At 74.9% G+C, this 15831-nt stretch carries 15 protein-coding genes; 10 read left to right on the top strand and 5 right to left on the bottom strand.

The features are described 5' to 3' along the window. Positions 1 to 265, top strand: a 265-nt coding sequence (locus CKO13_RS05515) for an ATP-binding domain-containing protein (RefSeq protein ID WP_200257663.1), incomplete at its 5' end; no start/stop codon positions are given. A gap of 83 nt (positions 266 to 348) precedes the next feature. Beyond that, on the top strand, positions 349 to 2802 hold the full coding sequence (locus tag CKO13_RS05510; protein WP_200257661.1) for an EAL domain-containing protein: 2454 nt from the start codon (positions 349 to 351) through the stop codon (positions 2800 to 2802). Here the strand turns inward: CKO13_RS05510 and CKO13_RS05505 are convergent. Then, entirely contained in the window at positions 2750 to 4000 is a 1251-nt protein-coding gene (locus CKO13_RS05505; RefSeq protein ID WP_200257659.1) for an MFS transporter, read from the bottom strand. The genes CKO13_RS05510 and CKO13_RS05505 overlap by 53 nt on opposite strands. A gap of 243 nt (positions 4001 to 4243) precedes the next feature. Here CKO13_RS05505 and CKO13_RS05500 point away from each other — a divergent pair, with 243 nt between their 5' ends. From CKO13_RS05500 to CKO13_RS05490, 3 genes are all read left to right on the top strand, one after another. Then, positions 4244 to 5818, top strand: a complete 1575-nt coding sequence (locus CKO13_RS05500) for a cation:proton antiporter family protein (protein ID WP_200257657.1) — start codon at positions 4244 to 4246, stop codon at positions 5816 to 5818. Positions 5819 to 5926: 108 nt separating this feature from the next. Then, entirely contained in the window at positions 5927 to 6481 is a 555-nt protein-coding gene (locus CKO13_RS05495) for a Slp family lipoprotein (protein ID WP_200257655.1), read from the top strand. 7 nt (positions 6482 to 6488) lie between these two features. Then, positions 6489 to 6995, top strand: a complete 507-nt coding sequence (locus CKO13_RS05490) for a Slp family lipoprotein (protein WP_200257653.1) — start codon at positions 6489 to 6491, stop codon at positions 6993 to 6995. An 18-nt stretch (positions 6996 to 7013) separates the two neighbouring features. Here the strand turns inward: CKO13_RS05490 and CKO13_RS05485 are convergent, their stop codons facing one another. The 3 genes from CKO13_RS05485 to CKO13_RS05475 form a co-directional block, all read right to left on the bottom strand. Beyond that, complete coding sequence (locus tag CKO13_RS05485) at positions 7014 to 8090, bottom strand: Leu/Phe/Val dehydrogenase (protein WP_242467907.1); 1077 nt, start codon at positions 8088 to 8090, stop codon at positions 7014 to 7016. Positions 8091 to 8220: 130 nt separating this feature from the next. After that, the gene (locus CKO13_RS05480) at positions 8221 to 9417 is read right to left on the bottom strand and encodes a cation:proton antiporter (protein WP_200257651.1); all 1197 of its coding nucleotides are present in this window, start codon (positions 9415 to 9417) and stop codon (positions 8221 to 8223) included. Positions 9418 to 9497: 80 nt separating this feature from the next. Continuing rightward, a complete protein-coding gene (locus tag CKO13_RS05475) occupies positions 9498 to 9878 on the bottom strand; it encodes a thiol-disulfide oxidoreductase DCC family protein (protein WP_200257645.1) in 381 nt (126 codons plus the stop codon). Between the two features lie 118 nt (positions 9879 to 9996). Here CKO13_RS05475 and CKO13_RS05470 point away from each other — a divergent pair, with 118 nt between their 5' ends. Beyond that, on the top strand, positions 9997 to 10773 hold the full coding sequence (locus CKO13_RS05470; protein WP_200257644.1) for an SDR family oxidoreductase: 777 nt from the start codon (positions 9997 to 9999) through the stop codon (positions 10771 to 10773). Here CKO13_RS05470 and CKO13_RS05465 read toward each other — a convergent pair. Continuing rightward, positions 10767 to 11813 (bottom strand): alpha/beta fold hydrolase, encoded by a 1047-nt coding sequence (locus tag CKO13_RS05465; RefSeq protein WP_200257643.1) that lies wholly within the window; start codon positions 11811 to 11813, stop codon positions 10767 to 10769. The two genes, CKO13_RS05470 and CKO13_RS05465, sit on opposite strands and share 7 nt — an antisense overlap. A 212-nt stretch (positions 11814 to 12025) precedes the next feature. Here CKO13_RS05465 and CKO13_RS05460 point away from each other — a divergent pair, with 212 nt between their 5' ends. The 4 genes from CKO13_RS05460 (at position 12026) to CKO13_RS05445 (ending at position 15816) form a co-directional block, all read left to right on the top strand. Continuing rightward, positions 12026 to 13258, top strand: a complete 1233-nt coding sequence (locus tag CKO13_RS05460; RefSeq protein WP_200257642.1) for a sulfotransferase — start codon at positions 12026 to 12028, stop codon at positions 13256 to 13258. Further along, complete coding sequence (locus CKO13_RS05455; protein WP_200257640.1) at positions 13249 to 14376, top strand: glycosyltransferase; 1128 nt, start codon at positions 13249 to 13251, stop codon at positions 14374 to 14376. The genes CKO13_RS05460 and CKO13_RS05455 overlap by 10 nt, the downstream gene beginning before the upstream one ends. After that, on the top strand, positions 14373 to 15086 hold the full coding sequence (locus CKO13_RS05450; RefSeq protein ID WP_200257639.1) for a polysaccharide deacetylase family protein: 714 nt from the start codon (positions 14373 to 14375) through the stop codon (positions 15084 to 15086). The genes CKO13_RS05455 and CKO13_RS05450 overlap by 4 nt, the downstream gene beginning before the upstream one ends. Positions 15087 to 15153: 67 nt before the next feature. Continuing rightward, positions 15154 to 15816 carry a cytochrome b/b6 domain-containing protein gene (locus CKO13_RS05445; RefSeq protein ID WP_200257638.1) on the top strand — a complete coding sequence of 221 codons (663 nt, stop codon included), beginning with the start codon at positions 15154 to 15156 and terminating at the stop codon, positions 15814 to 15816. Positions 15817 to 15831 lie beyond the last annotated feature (15 nt).

Genomic DNA, 15831 nt, shown 5'->3' with positions numbered 1-15831 from the left:
CCTGCTGCCCTCGGCGCTGCCGAGCCACGAGGCGGCCTACGCCCTGACCGTGCACAAGAGCCAGGGCTCGGAGCTCGACGAGGCCCACGTCCTGCTGCCGGAGGCCGACACCCCGCTGCTGACCCGGGAGCTGCTCTATACCGCCGTCAGCCGCGCCCGCGAGCGGGTCACCCTCTACGGCCCGGCGGCGGTCCTCGCCCGCGGCGTCCAGCGCCGGACCCGGCGCGAGTCCGGCCTGGCCGAGCGCCTCCAGCGGCCGGATTGAAGCCCCGCCAATTCAATCCCGCCCAGCCGCCGTGAGAGAATAGTGCGACAATAGCCGTACCCCGGTCACTGTAAGGAGGGGCCGTGCCGCCCAGGCCTCCTTGGCAGGCGCTGACGGTCGCCGGCACCTACGCGGTCGCCGGCCTGCTCTGGATCGTCGGCAGCGATGCGCTGCTCGCCTATGCGGCCCCGGCGGAGTGGCTCCCCACCCTGCAGGCGCTCAAGGGGATGGCCTTTATCCTCGCCACTGCGGGGCTGCTCTACGTGCTGCTGCGGCGCCTGGCCCGCTACCAGGCCGAGGTCTCCGAGCAGGTCCGGGAGAAGGCGGCCCTGCGCGGCCGGCAGGAGGCCTTCGAGTCCCTCGCCGAGCACGCCCCCGACCTCATCGCCCGCTTCGACCGCGGCCTGCGCTATACCTACGTGAACCCCCGCGTCAGCGAGGCCGCCGGCCGGCCCCGGGCGGATTTCCTCGGCCGGACCCACGCCGAGCTCGGCTACGAGCCCGCCCTCGTCGCCCTCTGGGACAACCACCTCGAGCAGGCCCGTGACCAGGGCGAGATGCAGCAGCTCACCTTCCGGATGTCCGGCTCGAGCGGCCGGCAGCGCTTCTACGAGGCGCGCCTGGTCCCCGAGGGGGGCGAGGCCGGCGGGCCGGCCGAGTCGGTCCTGGCGATCACCCGCGACCTTACCGAGCTGCAGGAGTCGCAGCAGCGCGTCGAGCAGCTCAGCGTCCTCTACGCGGCGCTGAGCGCGGCGAACCAGATGATCATGCGCGCCGCCGACCGCTACGAGCTCTTCGAGAGCGTCTGCCGGATCCTCACCGACCAGAGCGGCCTGGAGATGGCGTGGATCGGGCTCATCGAGCCGCAGACGCAGTGGGTGGCGCCGCGGGCCTGGGCCGGCGGCGAGCGCGCCGAGCGCTACCTCGAGCGCTGCCGGGTGAGCGCCGATCCCCGCCGCCCCGAGGGGCAGGGCCCGGTGGGGCGGGCGCTCCAGGCGGAGGCCACGGTGGTCTTCGACGACTTCCTCGGGGCCCCGGAGGCCGTGCCGTGGCAAGGGGCGGCCCGGGAGCTCGGCTACAGCGCGGTCGCCGCCTGCCCCCTGCAGGCGGGCGGTGAGGTGATCGGGGCGTTGGCGGTCTACGCGGGGCGGACCGACTTCTTCAGCGACGAGGTCGTCCGCCTCATCGAGGAGCTGGCCGGGGACGTCGGCTACGCCCTCGACCGCTTCGAGCTCGAGGAGCGGACCCGCTACCTCGCCGCCCACGACCTGGTCACCGGCCTGCCCAACCGGGCGCAGATGCTCGACCGGCTCGAGCAGGCGCTGACCCGCTGGCGGCGCTTCGGCGGCCGGCTGGCCGTGCTCTTCCTCGACCTCGACCGCTTCAAGGGGGTTAACGACGCCTTCGGCCACGAGGTGGGGGACCAGCTCCTCCAGGAGGTGGCGCAGCGGCTGCTCGGGGTCACCCGGGAGATGGACACGGTCTGCCGCCAGGGCGGCGACGAGTTCCTGCTCCTGCTGCCGGAGATCGACAGCGCCGAGGACGCCGCGCAGGTGGCGGAGAAGGTGGTCGCGGCGCTGGCCTCGCCGTTCTGCCTCGCCGGCACCGAGCTGGTGGTCACGCCGAGCATCGGCATCAGCCTCTGCCCCGAGGACGGCGTCGAGGCGGACACCCTGGTGCGCAACGCCGATACGGCCATGTACAGCGCCAAGCACGGCGGGCGCAACCGCTACTGCTTCTTCACCGAGCCAATGAACCGCCGGGTCCAGCAGCGCCTGGAGATGGAGTCCGGCCTGCGCGACGCCGAGCGCCGGGGGGAGCTGGAGCTCGGCTACCAGCCGCAGGTCGATATCGCCAGCGGCGCCGTCGTTGGGGTCGAGGCGCTGGTGCGCTGGCGCCACCCGAGGCACGGGCTGATCTCGCCGGCGAACTTCATCCCCGTCGCCGAGGAGAGCGGCCAGATCGCGCGGATCGGCGACTGGGTGCTCGCCGAGGCGTGCCGGCAGTGCGCCGCGTGGCGCGAGACGGCCCTGGCCGGGCTGCCGGTGGCGGTGAACCTCTCCGCGGCCCAGCTAGGCCGCTCGGACCTGGCGGAGGGCATCCTCCGCCACCTGGAGGCCTACGGGCTGCCGAGCTCGGCGCTGCAGCTGGAGATGACCGAGGGGCTCTTCTTCCACGAGACCGAGCCGGTACGCTCGACGCTCCAGTCGCTGCAGCGCAGCGGGCTGCAGCTGGTCGTCGACGACTTCGGCACCGGCTACTCCAACCTCGGCTACCTTAAGCGCTTCCCCGTCGCCAAGCTGAAGATCGACGAGTCGTTCGTCCGCGGCCTGCCCGAGGACACCGAGGACGTCGTGATCAGCTCGACGCTCATCCGCATGGCCCACGGCCTGCGGCTGCGGGTGATCGCCGAGGGCGTGGAGACGGCGGAGCAGCTGGCGTTCCTGCGCGAGCACGGCTGCGACGAGGCGCAGGGCTTCTACTTCAGCCGTCCCCTCGCCGGGGCGGATCTGGCTCGCTGGGCCCAGCGGCGCTAGCCGCCTGCGCCGCCGGCCCCGAGCTCGGGAACAGCGGCCAGCACGCGGCGGCGGCCAGGCCGAGGCCGGCGAAGGCGGCGAAGGCCCCCGTGTAGCCGAAGCGCTCCACCGCCCAGCCGGCCAGCGGCGAGCCGATGGCCTGCCCGACGGCGATGGCCAGGAACGGCAGCACCGCCCCCAGGGAAGGGCGGTGGGGGAGCAGCCGGATACCGCTGATCAGGTAGACCGCCGTGAGCGTCATGTACGCCACCCCGAACAGGGCGGCCGAGGCGATGGCCAGCATCAGCTGGCTGGGGGCGGCGATCAGCAGCAGCAGGCCGGCGGCGAGGGTGGCGAGCGCCACGGCCTGGGTCACGCCGGCGCCGTGGCGGTCCGCCCAGTCGCCGGCCGCCGCGCCGGCGAGCCCGGCCACCCCCACCGCCAGCCACAGCCAGCCGGAGAGGTGCGGCTCCAGGCCGCCGAGGGCCACGACCAGGTCCGGGGCGAAGACCCAGTACGCCGAGCTGACCCCGCCCATCGCCGCCGAGAAGAGGCACAGCTCGATCACCCGCCGCCGCTGCTGCGCGGGGAGGCGGGCCGGAGGCGTTGCCGGGGCCTCGCGGTCCGCCGCGGCCGAGGCCGGCAGGAGGGCCCAGGCGGCGGCAGCGCCGAGGGCCGCGAGGAGGGCGAAGGCGGCGTAGGCCTCGCGCCAGGCGCCGGCGAGCAGGAGCACCGCCGGCACGGCCAGGGCGACGCCGAGGCTGGTGCCGGCGTTCATCACGGCGTTGACGCGCCCGTGCAGGGTGGGCCGGACGGCGGCGTGCAGCCCGGTGTTGAGCGCGGGCATCATCGTGCCGGTGCAGAGCCCGCAGGCGAAGACCCCGGCGCCGAGGACCAGCGGGCCCTCGGCCTGGCTGATCAGGGTCAGCCCCGCCACGGCGAAGGCGCCGGAGAGCACGGTGGCCGCGCGCGCGCCCAGGCGCTCGGCGACGGCCGAGGCGAAGAGGCTGGCGAAGACGAAGCTGATGAACGGCTGCGCCCCGATGAACCCCATCACCTCGGCGGAGAGGCCGAGCTCCTCGCGGATCGGCGGGACGAAGAGGCCGAAGGCGAAGCGGGCCAGCCCGTAGGCCACGGCGATCAGCCCGGCGCCGAGGGCGGCGTAGGTGGTCGCCGAGATCGGCTGCGCGCTCTGGGAGGAAGACGATCTGAAAGGCATGCGGCATTTTGCAGCCCCGCCGGTTCCCGTTCAAGACCGCCCGCTGCGCCGCCTACCTCCCAGGCGTCGCCGGCCGGGCGTCCCCCTGAGCCCGACAGCGAGATCCTCAAGGATCTGCAGGCGTAATGGATTCCTGCGGGGTGCCGGGCGTGTCAAGGCGCAGCCGGCGGTGGGCGGCGTGCGGCTTGCGCGCGCACCGGGGCGATGAGAGCCTTTGCGGATTTGCAGACAGGGAGAGGGGAGTTGATCGAGGTTCTCGCGCTGTCGTTCGCCTTCGTCTTCGGCGTACTGGTCCGCCTGGCCGGCCTTCCCCCCCTTGTCGGCTTCCTCGCCGCCGGCTTCGCCCTCAACTACTACGGGCCCGCCGTCGGCCTGCCCGAGGCGGCGGGCCCGGTGCTCGACCACGTCGCCCACCTCGGCGTGCTCCTGCTGCTGTTCACGGTGGGGCTGAAGCTGCGGCTGCGCAACCTCGTCGAGCCGGTGGTCATCGGCGGCGCGCTCCTGCACTTCCTGGTCACCACGGGGGTCTTCGCCGCCGGGCTCGTCCTGCTCGCCGGCGTGGAGCCCCGGACCGCGGTGCTGCTGGCCGTCGCCCTGGCCTTCTCGAGCACGGTGCTCGCCGCCAAGGTCCTCGAGGCGAAGCGGGAGCTGCGCGCCTTCCACGGCCGGGTGGCCATCGGCATCCTGATCATCCAGGACCTCATCGCCCTGGCGGTGCTCAGCGTCGCCGGCGGCCACACCCCGACCCCCGCGGCGCTGCTCGTCCTCGGCCTCCCGCTGCTGCGCCCCGCGCTCTACTGGCTGCTCGACATCGCCGGGCACGACGAGCTCGTGGTGGTCATGGGGGCGGTGCTCGCCATCGCGGTGGGCGGGCAGGGCTTCGAGCTCCTCGGCCTGAGCCCCGAGCTCGGCGCCCTGGCCATGGGCGTGCTCCTCTCCGGCCACTCCCGGGCCCAGGAGATCTCCCAGGCCCTCTGGGGGGTCAAGGAGGTCTTCCTCGTCGGCTTCTTCCTGCAGATCGGCATGGCCGGGCTGCCGGATACCGAGGCGCTGCTCTTCGCGCTCGCCTTCGCCGCGCTCCTGCCGCTGAAGGGGCTGCTGTTCTTCGCCCTGCTGATCCTCTTCCGGCTGCGCGGGCGCAACGCCTTCCTCGGCAGCCTCAGCCTCAGCTGCTATAGCGAGTTCGGCCTGATCGTCGCCTCCGGGGTCCTCGATGAGCGCTGGCTCGTGCCGCTGGCGCTGACGGTGGCCCTGAGCTTCGTCATCGCCGCGCCGCTCAACCGGCTCTCCCACCCGCTCTTCGACCGCTTCGAGGCCTTCCTGCGGCGCTTCGAGCGCCGCAGCCACCACCCGGACGAGCAGCCCGTCTCCCTGGGCAGCGCCGAGCTGCTGATCCTCGGCATGGGGCGCACGGGGACCGCCGCCTTCAGCCACCTCGCCGGCCAGGGGATCGACGTCGCCGGCATCGACGCCGACCCGGCGAAGGTCGCCGAGCACCAGGCCCAGGGCCGCAGCGTCGTCTACGCCGACGCCGAGGACGTCTGCTTCTGGAACGGCCTCGAGCTGGGCCCCCTGCGCGGCGTGATCCTGGCGACGCCGGATCTCGAGGGCAAGCTCATCGCCGTGCGGCAGCTGCGCCGGCGCGGGTTCAGCGGCCCCATCGTCGCGCAGATCATGTACGAGGACGAGGAGGCGCGGATGCGCCGGGCCGGCGTCGACGAGGTCTACATGGCCATGGCCGGGGCCGGCATCGGCCTGGCCGGCACGGCGTGGGAGACCCTGCAGCGCAAGGGCCGGCGCCGGCGCAGCGGGCGCTAGCCCCGGCGCCGCGCTCCCGTCCGCGGCTCCCCGTCGGGCCCCGCGCTCCGCTATGCTGGAGAGATCAGCGTAGACCCTCACCGGGCCGTGGGGGAGGAGGCGAAGACTATGGCACCTCGAGGCGGCTTGGCTGTGGCGCTGCTCGGGCTGGCGGCGCTGGCGGGGTGCGCCACCAGCTCCGCGCCGGAGAGCGTGCGCCGCGCCCCGGAGGACGCCCCGGGCCTCGAGCAGGTGCGCAGCGACCCGGCGCGCTACGCGGGGCGGACCGTGCGCTGGGGCGGGGAGATCGTCGAGCTGCGCAACGAGGCGGAGGCGACGTGGCTGGAGATCGTCGAGCGCCCCTTGGGCAGCGGCGGCGAGCCCGCGGCGTCGGACCGCTCCGCGGGGCGCTTCTACGCCCGCGTGCCGGGATTCCTGGAGCCGGCCACCTACGCCACCGGGCGCACGGTGACCGTGGTCGGGCGGCTCGAGGGCACCGTCGGCGGCGAGATCGGCGACTACGACTACGAGTACCCGGTGGTGGCCGTCACGGACCACTACCTCTGGCCCCTGCCGCCGCAACAGGCGCCGGGAGCCTACTACGACCCCTGGTACTGCGATCCGTGGTACTACGAGCCGTGGCCGCCGTGGGGCTGGCCCGGCTACCGCCCGCCGTGCCGGTGAGTGGCCGATGACCCGCCGGAGCGCGGTCACGGGGCTGGCGCTGCTGCTCGCCGCGGCGCTCTTGGCCGGCTGCGCCGCGGCGCCCTTCGAGCGCGGCGCGGGGGTCGCCGCGCTCACCGCCCGCGAGGCGGCCGCCGCCGGGGCGGAGCGCCTCGGCGCCGAGGTCATCTGGGGCGGTCGCATCCTCGAGGTCGAGTACCTCGAGGAGCGCACCCGGCTGGAGGTGGTCGCCTACCCCCTCGACCGGCGCCAGCTCCCGCAGATCGACGAGCCGCCGGAGGGGCGCTTCCTGATCGACTACCCGGGCTTTCTCGAGGGCGTGGACTACCGGGCGGGGCGGCTGGTGACGGCCAGCGGGCCGATCCGGGCGCTGGAGCAGGGGCAGGTGGGCGAGCAGCGCCTCGACTACCCCGTGCTCGCCACCGAGCGGGTGCACCTCTGGCCCGAGGGCAGCCCCCGCTCCGCGCTCCGGCCGCGGGTCCACTTCGGGATCGGGGTGATCATCTCCCGCTGAGCGGCGCCCGCAGCGGCGCTAGGCCGCGGCGGCGCCGCGCAGGCGCTCCTCGGCGAGCCGGTCGGCCACCGTCGCCGTATCGAGCCCGCCCGCCTCGGCGCGCTCGAAGATCCGCTCCAGCGTGGCGCCGATGCGCTCGAGGTGGCGGCGCAGGCGCTCGGGGTCGGTATCCCCCTGCAGCTCGTAGGCGACCTCGATGATCCCGCCGGCGTTGATGGCGTAGTCCGGGGCGTAGAGGATGCCGCGGCGGCGCAGCCGCTCGCCGTGCTCGGGGCGGGCGAGCTGGTTGTTGGCGGCGCCGGCGACCACGCTGCAGCGCAGCTGCTCGACGGTCTCGTCATTGAGGACCGCGCCGAGGGCGCAGGGGGCGAAGACCTCGACCTCCTGGGCGTGGATCGCCTCCGGCGGCACCACCTCGGCGCCCCAGGCCGCGGCGGCCTGCTCGGCGCGCGCCGGGTCGGCGTCGCTGACCCACAGCCGGGCGCCGGCGGCGTGGAGGTGCTCGCCGAGCTTCCAGCCGGCGCTGCCCACGCCCTGCAGCGCCACGCGCAGGCCGTCGAGGTCGCGGCGGCCGAGGCGGTGGGCGACGGCGGCGCGCAGCCCGGTGAAGACGCCGTAGGCGGTGGAGGCGGAGATGGTGGCCTGGTGGCGCCGCCCCGGGCTCGGCGCCTCGCTGCGGATGCCCACCACGTGGGGGGTCGCCTCGGCGACCCGCTCCAGGTCCGCCGCGCCCATGCCGGAGTCCTCGGCGGTGACGTAGCCGCCGCCGAGGTCCTCGACCATCCGGCCGACGGCGTGCAGCAGCTCCGGGGTCTTCTCCTGTGCCGGGTCGGCGAGGACCACCATCTTGGCGCCGCCGAGGGGGATCTCGGCGAGGGCCGACTTGTACGTCATGGCCCGGGACAGGCGCAGGACGTCGGTGACCGCCTCCGCCTCGCTCGCGTAGGGGCGGACGCGGCAGCCGCCGACGCCGGGGCCGAGGGTGCGGTCGTGGATGGCGATCACGGCGCGCATCCCGCTGCCGGGATCGCAGCCGAAGAGCACGCGCTCGTGGCCGTCGAACTCCGGGTGGTCGAACAGCTGCATCGGTGGCATGGGCTGGGTGGCGCTCCTGCGGCTCGAAGGGAAGAGCCTGTAATTGTGCAGCCCTGCTCCCCGCGGGCCAAGGCCTCCGTCGCCGGCCCGCCGGCGGGGGCGCCCCGGGCCCGGGGCGGCGCAGCGGCCCCTACTCGGAGGCGGCCGCCCCCTTCCCCCGGCCCCACTCCCCGGAGCGCACCAGCGCCGTCCGGGTGAGCACCGGGCCGAGGAGCTCGAAGAGCACCGTGGAGCCGACGACCAGGGTGACGATGCGCTCCTGGAGCGCGGGGAAGGCGTTCGCCGCGACGAGGGCCATGCCGAGGGCGACGCCCGCCTGGGGCATGATGGCGAGCCCCATCCAGCGCCGGACGCGCGCCGGCGCCCCCGAGATCCGCCCGCCGGCGTAGGCGCCGAGGATCAGGCCGAGGGCGCGGGCCAGGACGTAGGCCCCGCCGATCAGCCCGATCTGGGCCAGCTCGCCGAGGTGCAGCGAGGCGCCGGCGAGCAGGAAGAAGAGGATCATGAACGGCCACTCGATGTACTGGATCTCGGCGAAGGGGCGCTCGTAGTGGGCGGCGAGGTTGACGATGGTGGCGCCGACGACCATGGCGGTGAGCAGGAAGGAGACCTCGAGGAGCAGCGCCAGGCCGCCGGCGAGGAGCACCACCCCGATCGCCTCCGCCTGCGTGGGCTGCCCGGGCTTCAGGCGGCCGGTGACGAAGGCGGCGGGGACGCCGATGGCGAGCCCGAGCAGCAGCGCCCCGCCGAGCTCCCGGCCGCCGTGGAGCAGCGCCGCCCACGCCGAGCCGTCGCCGCCGAGGCTCTGGGCGACGGCGAGCAGCAGCGAGAAGACGATCAGCCCCCAGGCGTCGTCGAGGGCGACGATGCCGAGCAGGGTGTCGGTGAACTTCCCCTCCGCCTGCGCCTCCTCGACGACGTTGGTCACGGCCGCCGGCGCCGAGGCCGGGGCGATCCCGGCCAGGATCAGGGCGAGGGCCGGCGGCGCGCCCGCCAGCCAGAGGGCGAGGAGCACGAGCAGGGAGGCGCCGAGGACCTCGAAGAGCGAGACCCCCAGGACGTGCCGGCCGACGTGGCGCAGGTTCGCCAGGGAGAGCTTGCTGCCGAGCAGGAACCCCACCATGAGCAGGGCGAGGTTGCTGATGAAGGGGTACCACTGGTCGGCGACCTCCGGCAGCAGGTCCAGCCCCGGCGGGCCGATGGCCACCCCGAAGAGGACCAGCAGGGTGACGCGGGGCAGGGGGAGGCGGTGGGAGAGGAGGTCCCCGACCAGGCCGAGGAGGATCAGGACCCCGAGGGTCGTGATGATGACGCCGAGATCTGCCATGGCTCGTCTGCGGCTCTGCGGTCGCTAGCGGATGGCGGATGGATGGGGGGCGCCGGCCCCCGGCGTGCGGGGGCGGCGGCTCAGTCGATCTCGCAGCCCTCGGCCCGGCAGCGGCGCCGGTAGCGGCGGTTGGCGTACCACTGGTAGAGCGGCTCCAGGGGGCGGACGAGGCCGAGCCCGCGGACGGTGCGGGCGAGCAGGTGCCAGTAGGGCAGGTGCGACCAGACCACCGTGAAGGCGTCCACGCCGCCGCGCAGCACCCCGTGCTCATCGCGGCAGTGGAAGCGCTGCATGGCCTGGTCCCAGCTCAGGCCGCTGCCGTCGAGGGCGCCCGGGTCGTGGAGGTTGCGCCACTCGATGGCGCCGGCCTTGTCGAGCCGCTGGTAGCCGGCGATCTCGCGGCGGCAGATGGGGCAGTTGCCGTCGTAGAAGACCACGGGGCGGGCAGGGGAGTCGGGCATGGCGCTGGTTCCGTAGAAGGAGAATGATTACCATTATAACGGATTGTGCTTGAGGGTGGTCGCCGCGAGGGAGGCTGAGACGGCCGGCGACGCCCTGCGGCAAGGCCAGCGAGGCGTTATGACGCTAGCGTGGATACCCGACGGCGGCGAGGTGCTGATCCAGGGGGCGAGCCGCGGGATCGGCCTGGAGTTCGTCCGGCAGTGCCTGCAGGCCCCGCAGGTGGGCACGGTCTGGGCGACCTGCCGCCGCCCCGAGGCGGCCTCGGCCCTGCAGGGGCTGGCCGAGGGCAGCGGCGGGCGCCTGCGGGTGCTGCCCCTGGACGTCACCGACGAGGCGAGCATCGAGGCCGCTGCGGCGACGGTGCAGCAGGCCGGCGGCCGGCTCCACCTGCTCGTCAACGCCGCCGGGCTGCTCCACGACCGCCAGCGGGGGATCCGCCCCGAGAAGCGCCTCGAGGAGGTCTCCGCCGAGGCGCTGACCGAGCTCTTCCGGGTCAACGCCATCGGGCCGCTGCTCGTGGCCCGCGCCTTCCTGCCCTGCCTGCGCCACGGCGAGCCGGCGGTCTGGGCGGCCATCTCGGCGCGGGTCGGCTCCATCGCCGACAACCGCAAGGGCGGCTGGTACAGCTACCGGGCCTCCAAGGCGGCCCTCAACCAGCTGGTGCGGACCCTGGCGGTGGAGCTCGAGCGGCGCGCCCCGCGGGTCACCTGCGCCGCGCTGCACCCGGGTACCACGGACACCGACCTCTCGGCGCCCTTCCAGGCCTGGGTGCCGGCCGAGCAGCTCTTCGCCCCGGAGCGCACCGTCCGCCAGCTGCTGGCGGTGATCGACGGGCTGCGCCCGGCCGACAGCGGCGGGCTCTTCAGCTGGGATGGCCAGCCCATCCCCTACTGAGCCCGGCGCTCGGCGAGCCACGCCGCGATGGCCTCGTGGACCTGCCCGGGGCACTCCTGCTGCGCGGCGTGGCCGCAGTCCTCGAGGGTCACGAGGCGGCTGCGCGGCAGCGCCTCCGCGAGGCCCCGGGGGTCCTCGGGAGGGACGATCTCGTCCTGCTCGCTGACCAGGATGAGCACCGGCGCCTCGATCCGGTCGACGTCCTCGCTGCGCTCCAGCGGGTTCGTCAGGGCGCGCTGCATCACCTGCGCCCAGGCGAGGTCCCAGCCCGGGGTCCGGGCGTGGAGGGTGGCGAAGCGCCGGTCCGCGGCCGTGATCCGGCTCTCGTCGTGGTAGGAGGCCTCGAGCAGGGCGGTGCTCTGCCCCAGCCAGCGGGAGCCCCACAGGCCCAGGCGGTAGAGCTGCGGGGTCTCGGCGAGCCACTGCGGCAGCGTCGGGCGGTTGACCACGCTCTTGGGGTTGATCAGCACCAGCCCGGCGACCCGCCCGGGGGCGCGCAGGGTGGCGTTGAGGGCGATGGCCGAGCCGACGGAGTTGGCCACGAGCACGGTCCGCTCCATGCCCAGCGCCTCCTGGACGGCGAGGAGGTGGTCCACCGCCGCCTCGGGGGTGAAGGGGCTCGGGCCGGACCACTCCGCGGCCGTCGGCTTGGCGCTGAGCCCGTAGGGGACCTGGTCGTAGGCGACCGCCCGGCCGTGGGCGGCCAGCTCCGGGAGCAGCTCCCGCCAGGTGAAGGCGTTGAAGGTGAACCCGTGCAGGAGCAGGAACCCGGGCGCCGAGGCGGGGGCGTCCCCCGCGGGCCCCTCGGCGAGGTAGTGGATGCGCAGCCCGTCCGTGCCGGGGAAGGGGATCTCGAGGAAGCGGCTCTCCTCGGTGGCGGCCTCCTGCGCGGTGCTCTCCACGGCCAGCGGCTTGGTCGGGATGAGCAGCGGCAGCAGGGCGGCCGCGGCGATGCCGAGCAGCAGGAGGACGGCCAGGGCGCGGCCGATGCGCCGCAGGGGGCCGCGCCGGGGGCGCGGCGGGCGAGTGATGGGGGCCATAGGGCTGTGTCCGTGTCGTGGTGGCTCCAGGGCCATTAGCTAATCAACGCCCTACGGCCGCGTCAATCGCGGCCGGGGCCGGTAACCGGGCTGCAAGCGGAGGGTCACCGCGCTGTCCCCGGACGGGGTGGCGCGCCTTTTCCCGGGCGTGGCCAAATGCCCCCTTTATGAGCACACTAGGCCGCACTGACCGCGGCCGGGAGTTCTGACGGATGCTGGCGCTACTCCGCGATACCTGTGCGCGCTACGGCTCGCTGTGGCGGGCGGCGTGGGCCCCGGGGCGCAAGCCCATCGCCGGGCGCAGCCCGCGCCACTACCTGCTCACCACGCTGCTGCTGCTGGGCCTGCCGCTGTTCGCCCTCTACCACCTGGTGGGGCTCGCCCTCGACGAGCTGCTCTTCCGGGGCTACCGGCGGGTCGAGGTCCGGGAGCCGACGTTCATCCTCGGCGTGCCGCGCAGCGGGACGACGGCCCTGCACCGGACCCTGGCCGCGGACCCGAGCTGGACCACCTTCACGACGTGGGAGTGCATCTTCGGCATCTCCGTGACCTGGCGCCTCTTCTGGCGCGGCGTCGGGCGGGTCGACCGGTACGTGGGCGGGCCCGGCCGGAGGCTCGTCTCCTGGGTGGAGGGCCGGCTCTTCGGCGCCCTGGAGCAGACCCACCCGGTCCGGCTCGACGAGCCGGAGGAGGACTACCTGGTCCTGCTGCCGCTGCTCGCGAGCTTCGTGCTCATCGTCCCCTTCACGGACGCGCGCAGCGCCTGGGAGATGGGCTACTTCGACCGCGACCTCAGCCCGGGGCAGCGCCGCCGGGTGATGGCCTTCTACGAGCGCTGCGTCCAGAAGCACCTCTACGTCCACGGCCCGCAGCGGCGGCTGCTGAGCAAGAACGCCTCCTTCGCCCCGATGGCCCGCTCGCTGGTCGCGCAGTTCCCCGACTGCCGGATCCTCTGCTGCCTGCGCGACCCGGCGGCGGCGGTGCCCTCGCAGCTGCACGCCGTCGAGGACGGCATGGCCACCCTCCACGGCCGCTACGACGCCCGGCGCCTCGGCCACCAGTTCCTGCAGCTGCTGGCCTTCTACTACCGCCACCTGGCCGCGAGCCTCGCCGAGCTGCCCCGGGGCCAGGCGGTGCTCATCGCCACCGAGGCCATGCGCCGGGACATGCCCCGGACCATCGAGCGGGCCTGCGAGCTGCTCGACCACCCCCCCATCGAGCTCTCCCCCCAGGAGCTCGTCCGGGCCCAGGGGCCGACGGGCCAGCCGGCGCGCCGCCACGCCGCCGCGGACTTCGGCCTGGACGCCGAGGCCATCTACCGGGCCTGCGGCCGGCTCGAGGACTACTTCCCCGCCGACGCCGAGGGCGTGATCCCCGCCGCGGACGTCGCCACCGCGCAGCGGGGCCCGGCGCGGGCGGCGCCGGAGGTCGCCGTATGCCCGTAGGGGGCGGTGTGCCGGAGGGCTCGCTGCGGGTCGCCCTCGTCTCGGACGCGGCGCCCGAGCGCAACGGCGTCGGCAGCTACTACCGCGATCTCGCCGACCACCTGGCCGGGCGGGTGGCGGCGGTGGAGCTCCTCTGCCCCGAGGCCGAGGGGCTCAGGCCGTGGCTGCGGGTGCCGCTGCCCGGCGACCGGACGCAGTCGCTGGAGCTGCCCTCGCCGCTGCGGCTGCGGCGCCGCCTCCGGGCGCTGGCGCCGCACGTGGTCGTGGCGGCGACGCCGGGGCCCTACGGCCTGCTCGCCGGGCGCTTCGCCCGGCGCACGGGCACGCCGCTGGTCGTCGGTAGCCACACGCCGCTCGAGGCGCTCAGCGAGCTCTACTGGAACCGGCTGCTCGGCCGGCTCAACCGCTGGTACCTGGAGCGGCTCAACCGGCGCCTGATCCGCCGCGCCGAGCACGTCGTGGCCGTCTCCGAGCCGCTCCGGGATGCGGCCCTCGCCGAGGGGGCGCAGCGGGCGAGCACCATCGGCACCCTGCTGCCCAAGGCCTTCGTCGAGACGCCGGCGACGCCGCCGCGGGAGGCCCTGCGCCGGGTCCTCTACGTGGGCCGGCTGGCCCGCGAGAAGAGCATCCACGAGCTCCTCGAGGCGGGCCGCGCCCTGCCGGGGCTGGAGCTCGCCGTCTACGGGGACGGGCCGGAGCGCGCGAGCGTCGAGGCGTACGCCGCGGCCTGCCCGAACATCACCTACGGCGGCTGGTGCGACCGCCAGGGCGTGCTCAGCGCCCTCGACGGCGCCGACCTGCTGGTGCTGCCCTCGACGATCGAGGCCTTCGGCACCGTCGCCCTGGAGGCGCTGGCCCGGGGCCGGACGGCCCTGGTCTCCTCCGGCTGCGGGATCCTCGAGTGGCCGGCGTACGCCGAGCTGCTCGAGCGGATCCACCCCGGGGAGCCGCTCGCCGAGGCCATCGAGCGGGTCGCGGCCCTGCCCGCGGAGGTGCGCCGGGAGCGCGCCGAGGCGGCCCGCCGGACGGTCGTCGAGCGCGCCGCGGCGGCCGTCGACGAGTGGCTCGGCGTGCTCGGGCGGGCGGCCGGCGCCCCGGGCGAGGGGCCCAGGGCATGACGGCCGCCCTCGTCTCCATCCACGACGTCATGCCGGAGACGCTGGCGCGCACGGCGGGCCTGCTCGACTGGCTCGAGGCCGCCGGCGTCCGCCCGGTGACCCTGCTGGTGGTCCCCGGGCGCGGCTGGACGCCGGCCCAGATCGACACCCTGCGGCGCTGGCAGGGGCGCGGCCACCGCCTGGCCGGCCACGGCTGGGCCCACTACGTCGCCGAGCGCCGCGGCCTCTACCACCGGCTCCACGGCGCGCTGCTCTCGCGCAACGTCGCCGAGCACCTGGCCCTCGACGGGCCGGCCATCGCCGGGCTCATGGCGCGCAACGCGGCGTGGTTCGACGACCACGGCCTCGGCCGGCCGTCGCTCTACGTCCCGCCGGCCTGGGCGCTGGGGCCGATCGGTCGCGCGCGCCTCGCCGAGACCCCCTTCGAGTGGGTGGAGACCCTGAGCGGGGTGACCGAGACGGCGACCGGCCGCTGCCGCCGGCTGCCGCTGGTCGGCTTCGAGGCGGACACCGCCGTGCGCGCCCTCGGCGCCGGGGCGCTCAACCGGGCCATGGCCGGCTGCGCCCGGCACCTCTGCCGCCGCCGGCCGCTGCGCGTGGCCATCCACCCCGACGACCTGGCGCTGCGCCTCGCCGGGCAGCTGCGCCGGATCGTCGACGGGGTGGGGCCGGCGCGGTGCTACGATGGAGTCATGCAATCGGCTCGCTAGGGCGGCCCTGGCCCCGCCGGGCGAGGGCCCAGCACGAGGGATTTTCCGTCAGCAGAGGGAGGCTCTCATGGAGCAACCGCCACGCCGTGTCTACGTCTGGGATCTGCCGGTGCGCCTCAGCCACTGGGGGCTGTTCATCGCCCTCGTCCTGGCCTGGGTCAGCGCCCAGCTCGGCTTCGAGTGGCGCCACGTCCACACCTGGAGCGGCTACGCGGTCATCGTCCTCGTCGGCTTCCGGCTGCTCTGGGGGGTCCTCGGCAGCGAGACGGCGCGCTTTACCGACTTCCTCGCCGGGCCGCGGAAGGTGTGGCGCTACGTGCGCGGCTGGCGCCGCCAGGCGCCCGCGCTCGGGCACAACCCCCTCGGCGGCTGGGCGGTGGTGGTGCTCCTCGCCGCCGCGCTCCTCCAGGCGGTGACCGGGCTCTTCGCCACGGACGACATCCTGTTCAGCGGGCCCCTGAACGGCGCGGTCAGCAACGCGACGGCGGACGCCCTGAGCGGGCTGCACACCGGCTTCGCCAACACCCTCGTGGCGCTGGTCGTCCTCCACGTGCTGGCGATCGCCGTCTACCGCCTCGTTCGCGGCGAGGACCTCTTGCGCCCGATGATCACCGGCTATAAGCCGGATGGTGGCCGCCAGCCCTGGACCGCGCCGCTGTACCGGGCGCTGGTGCTGCTCGCCGCCGTCGCCGGGGCGCTGGCGCTGCTGCTGTGGGCTGCGGGGTCGTAGGCGGGGGGTATAGGC

This window comes from Halorhodospira neutriphila, assembly GCF_016584055.1.
GTDB classification, from domain to species: domain Bacteria; phylum Pseudomonadota; class Gammaproteobacteria; order Nitrococcales; family Halorhodospiraceae; genus Halorhodospira; species Halorhodospira neutriphila.
The sequence above is the reverse complement of the archived record's forward strand: the minus strand, read 5'-3'. Positions and strand labels throughout refer to the sequence as shown.

Excerpts from the sequence above, each read along its gene's own strand:
- CKO13_RS05505 (WP_200257659.1), bottom strand. The coding sequence starts at position 4,000 with ATGCCTTTCAGATCGTCTTCCTCCCAGAGCGCGCAGCCGATCTCGGCG.
- CKO13_RS05490 (WP_200257653.1), top strand. The coding sequence starts at position 6,489 with ATGACCCGCCGGAGCGCGGTCACGGGGCTGGCGCTGCTGCTCGCCGCG.
- CKO13_RS05495 (WP_200257655.1), top strand. The coding sequence starts at position 5,927 with ATGGCACCTCGAGGCGGCTTGGCTGTGGCGCTGCTCGGGCTGGCGGCG.
- CKO13_RS05465 (WP_200257643.1), bottom strand. The coding sequence starts at position 11,813 with ATGGCCCCCATCACTCGCCCGCCGCGCCCCCGGCGCGGCCCCCTGCGG.
- CKO13_RS05480 (WP_200257651.1), bottom strand. The coding sequence starts at position 9,417 with ATGGCAGATCTCGGCGTCATCATCACGACCCTCGGGGTCCTGATCCTC.
- CKO13_RS05450 (WP_200257639.1), top strand. The coding sequence starts at position 14,373 with ATGACGGCCGCCCTCGTCTCCATCCACGACGTCATGCCGGAGACGCTG.
- CKO13_RS05445 (WP_200257638.1), top strand. The coding sequence starts at position 15,154 with ATGGAGCAACCGCCACGCCGTGTCTACGTCTGGGATCTGCCGGTGCGC.
- CKO13_RS05475 (WP_200257645.1), bottom strand. The coding sequence starts at position 9,878 with ATGCCCGACTCCCCTGCCCGCCCCGTGGTCTTCTACGACGGCAACTGC.
- CKO13_RS05470 (WP_200257644.1), top strand. The coding sequence starts at position 9,997 with ATGACGCTAGCGTGGATACCCGACGGCGGCGAGGTGCTGATCCAGGGG.
- CKO13_RS05455 (WP_200257640.1), top strand. The coding sequence starts at position 13,249 with ATGCCCGTAGGGGGCGGTGTGCCGGAGGGCTCGCTGCGGGTCGCCCTC.
- CKO13_RS05460 (WP_200257642.1), top strand. The coding sequence starts at position 12,026 with ATGCTGGCGCTACTCCGCGATACCTGTGCGCGCTACGGCTCGCTGTGG.
- CKO13_RS05485 (WP_242467907.1), bottom strand. The coding sequence starts at position 8,090 with ATGCCACCGATGCAGCTGTTCGACCACCCGGAGTTCGACGGCCACGAG.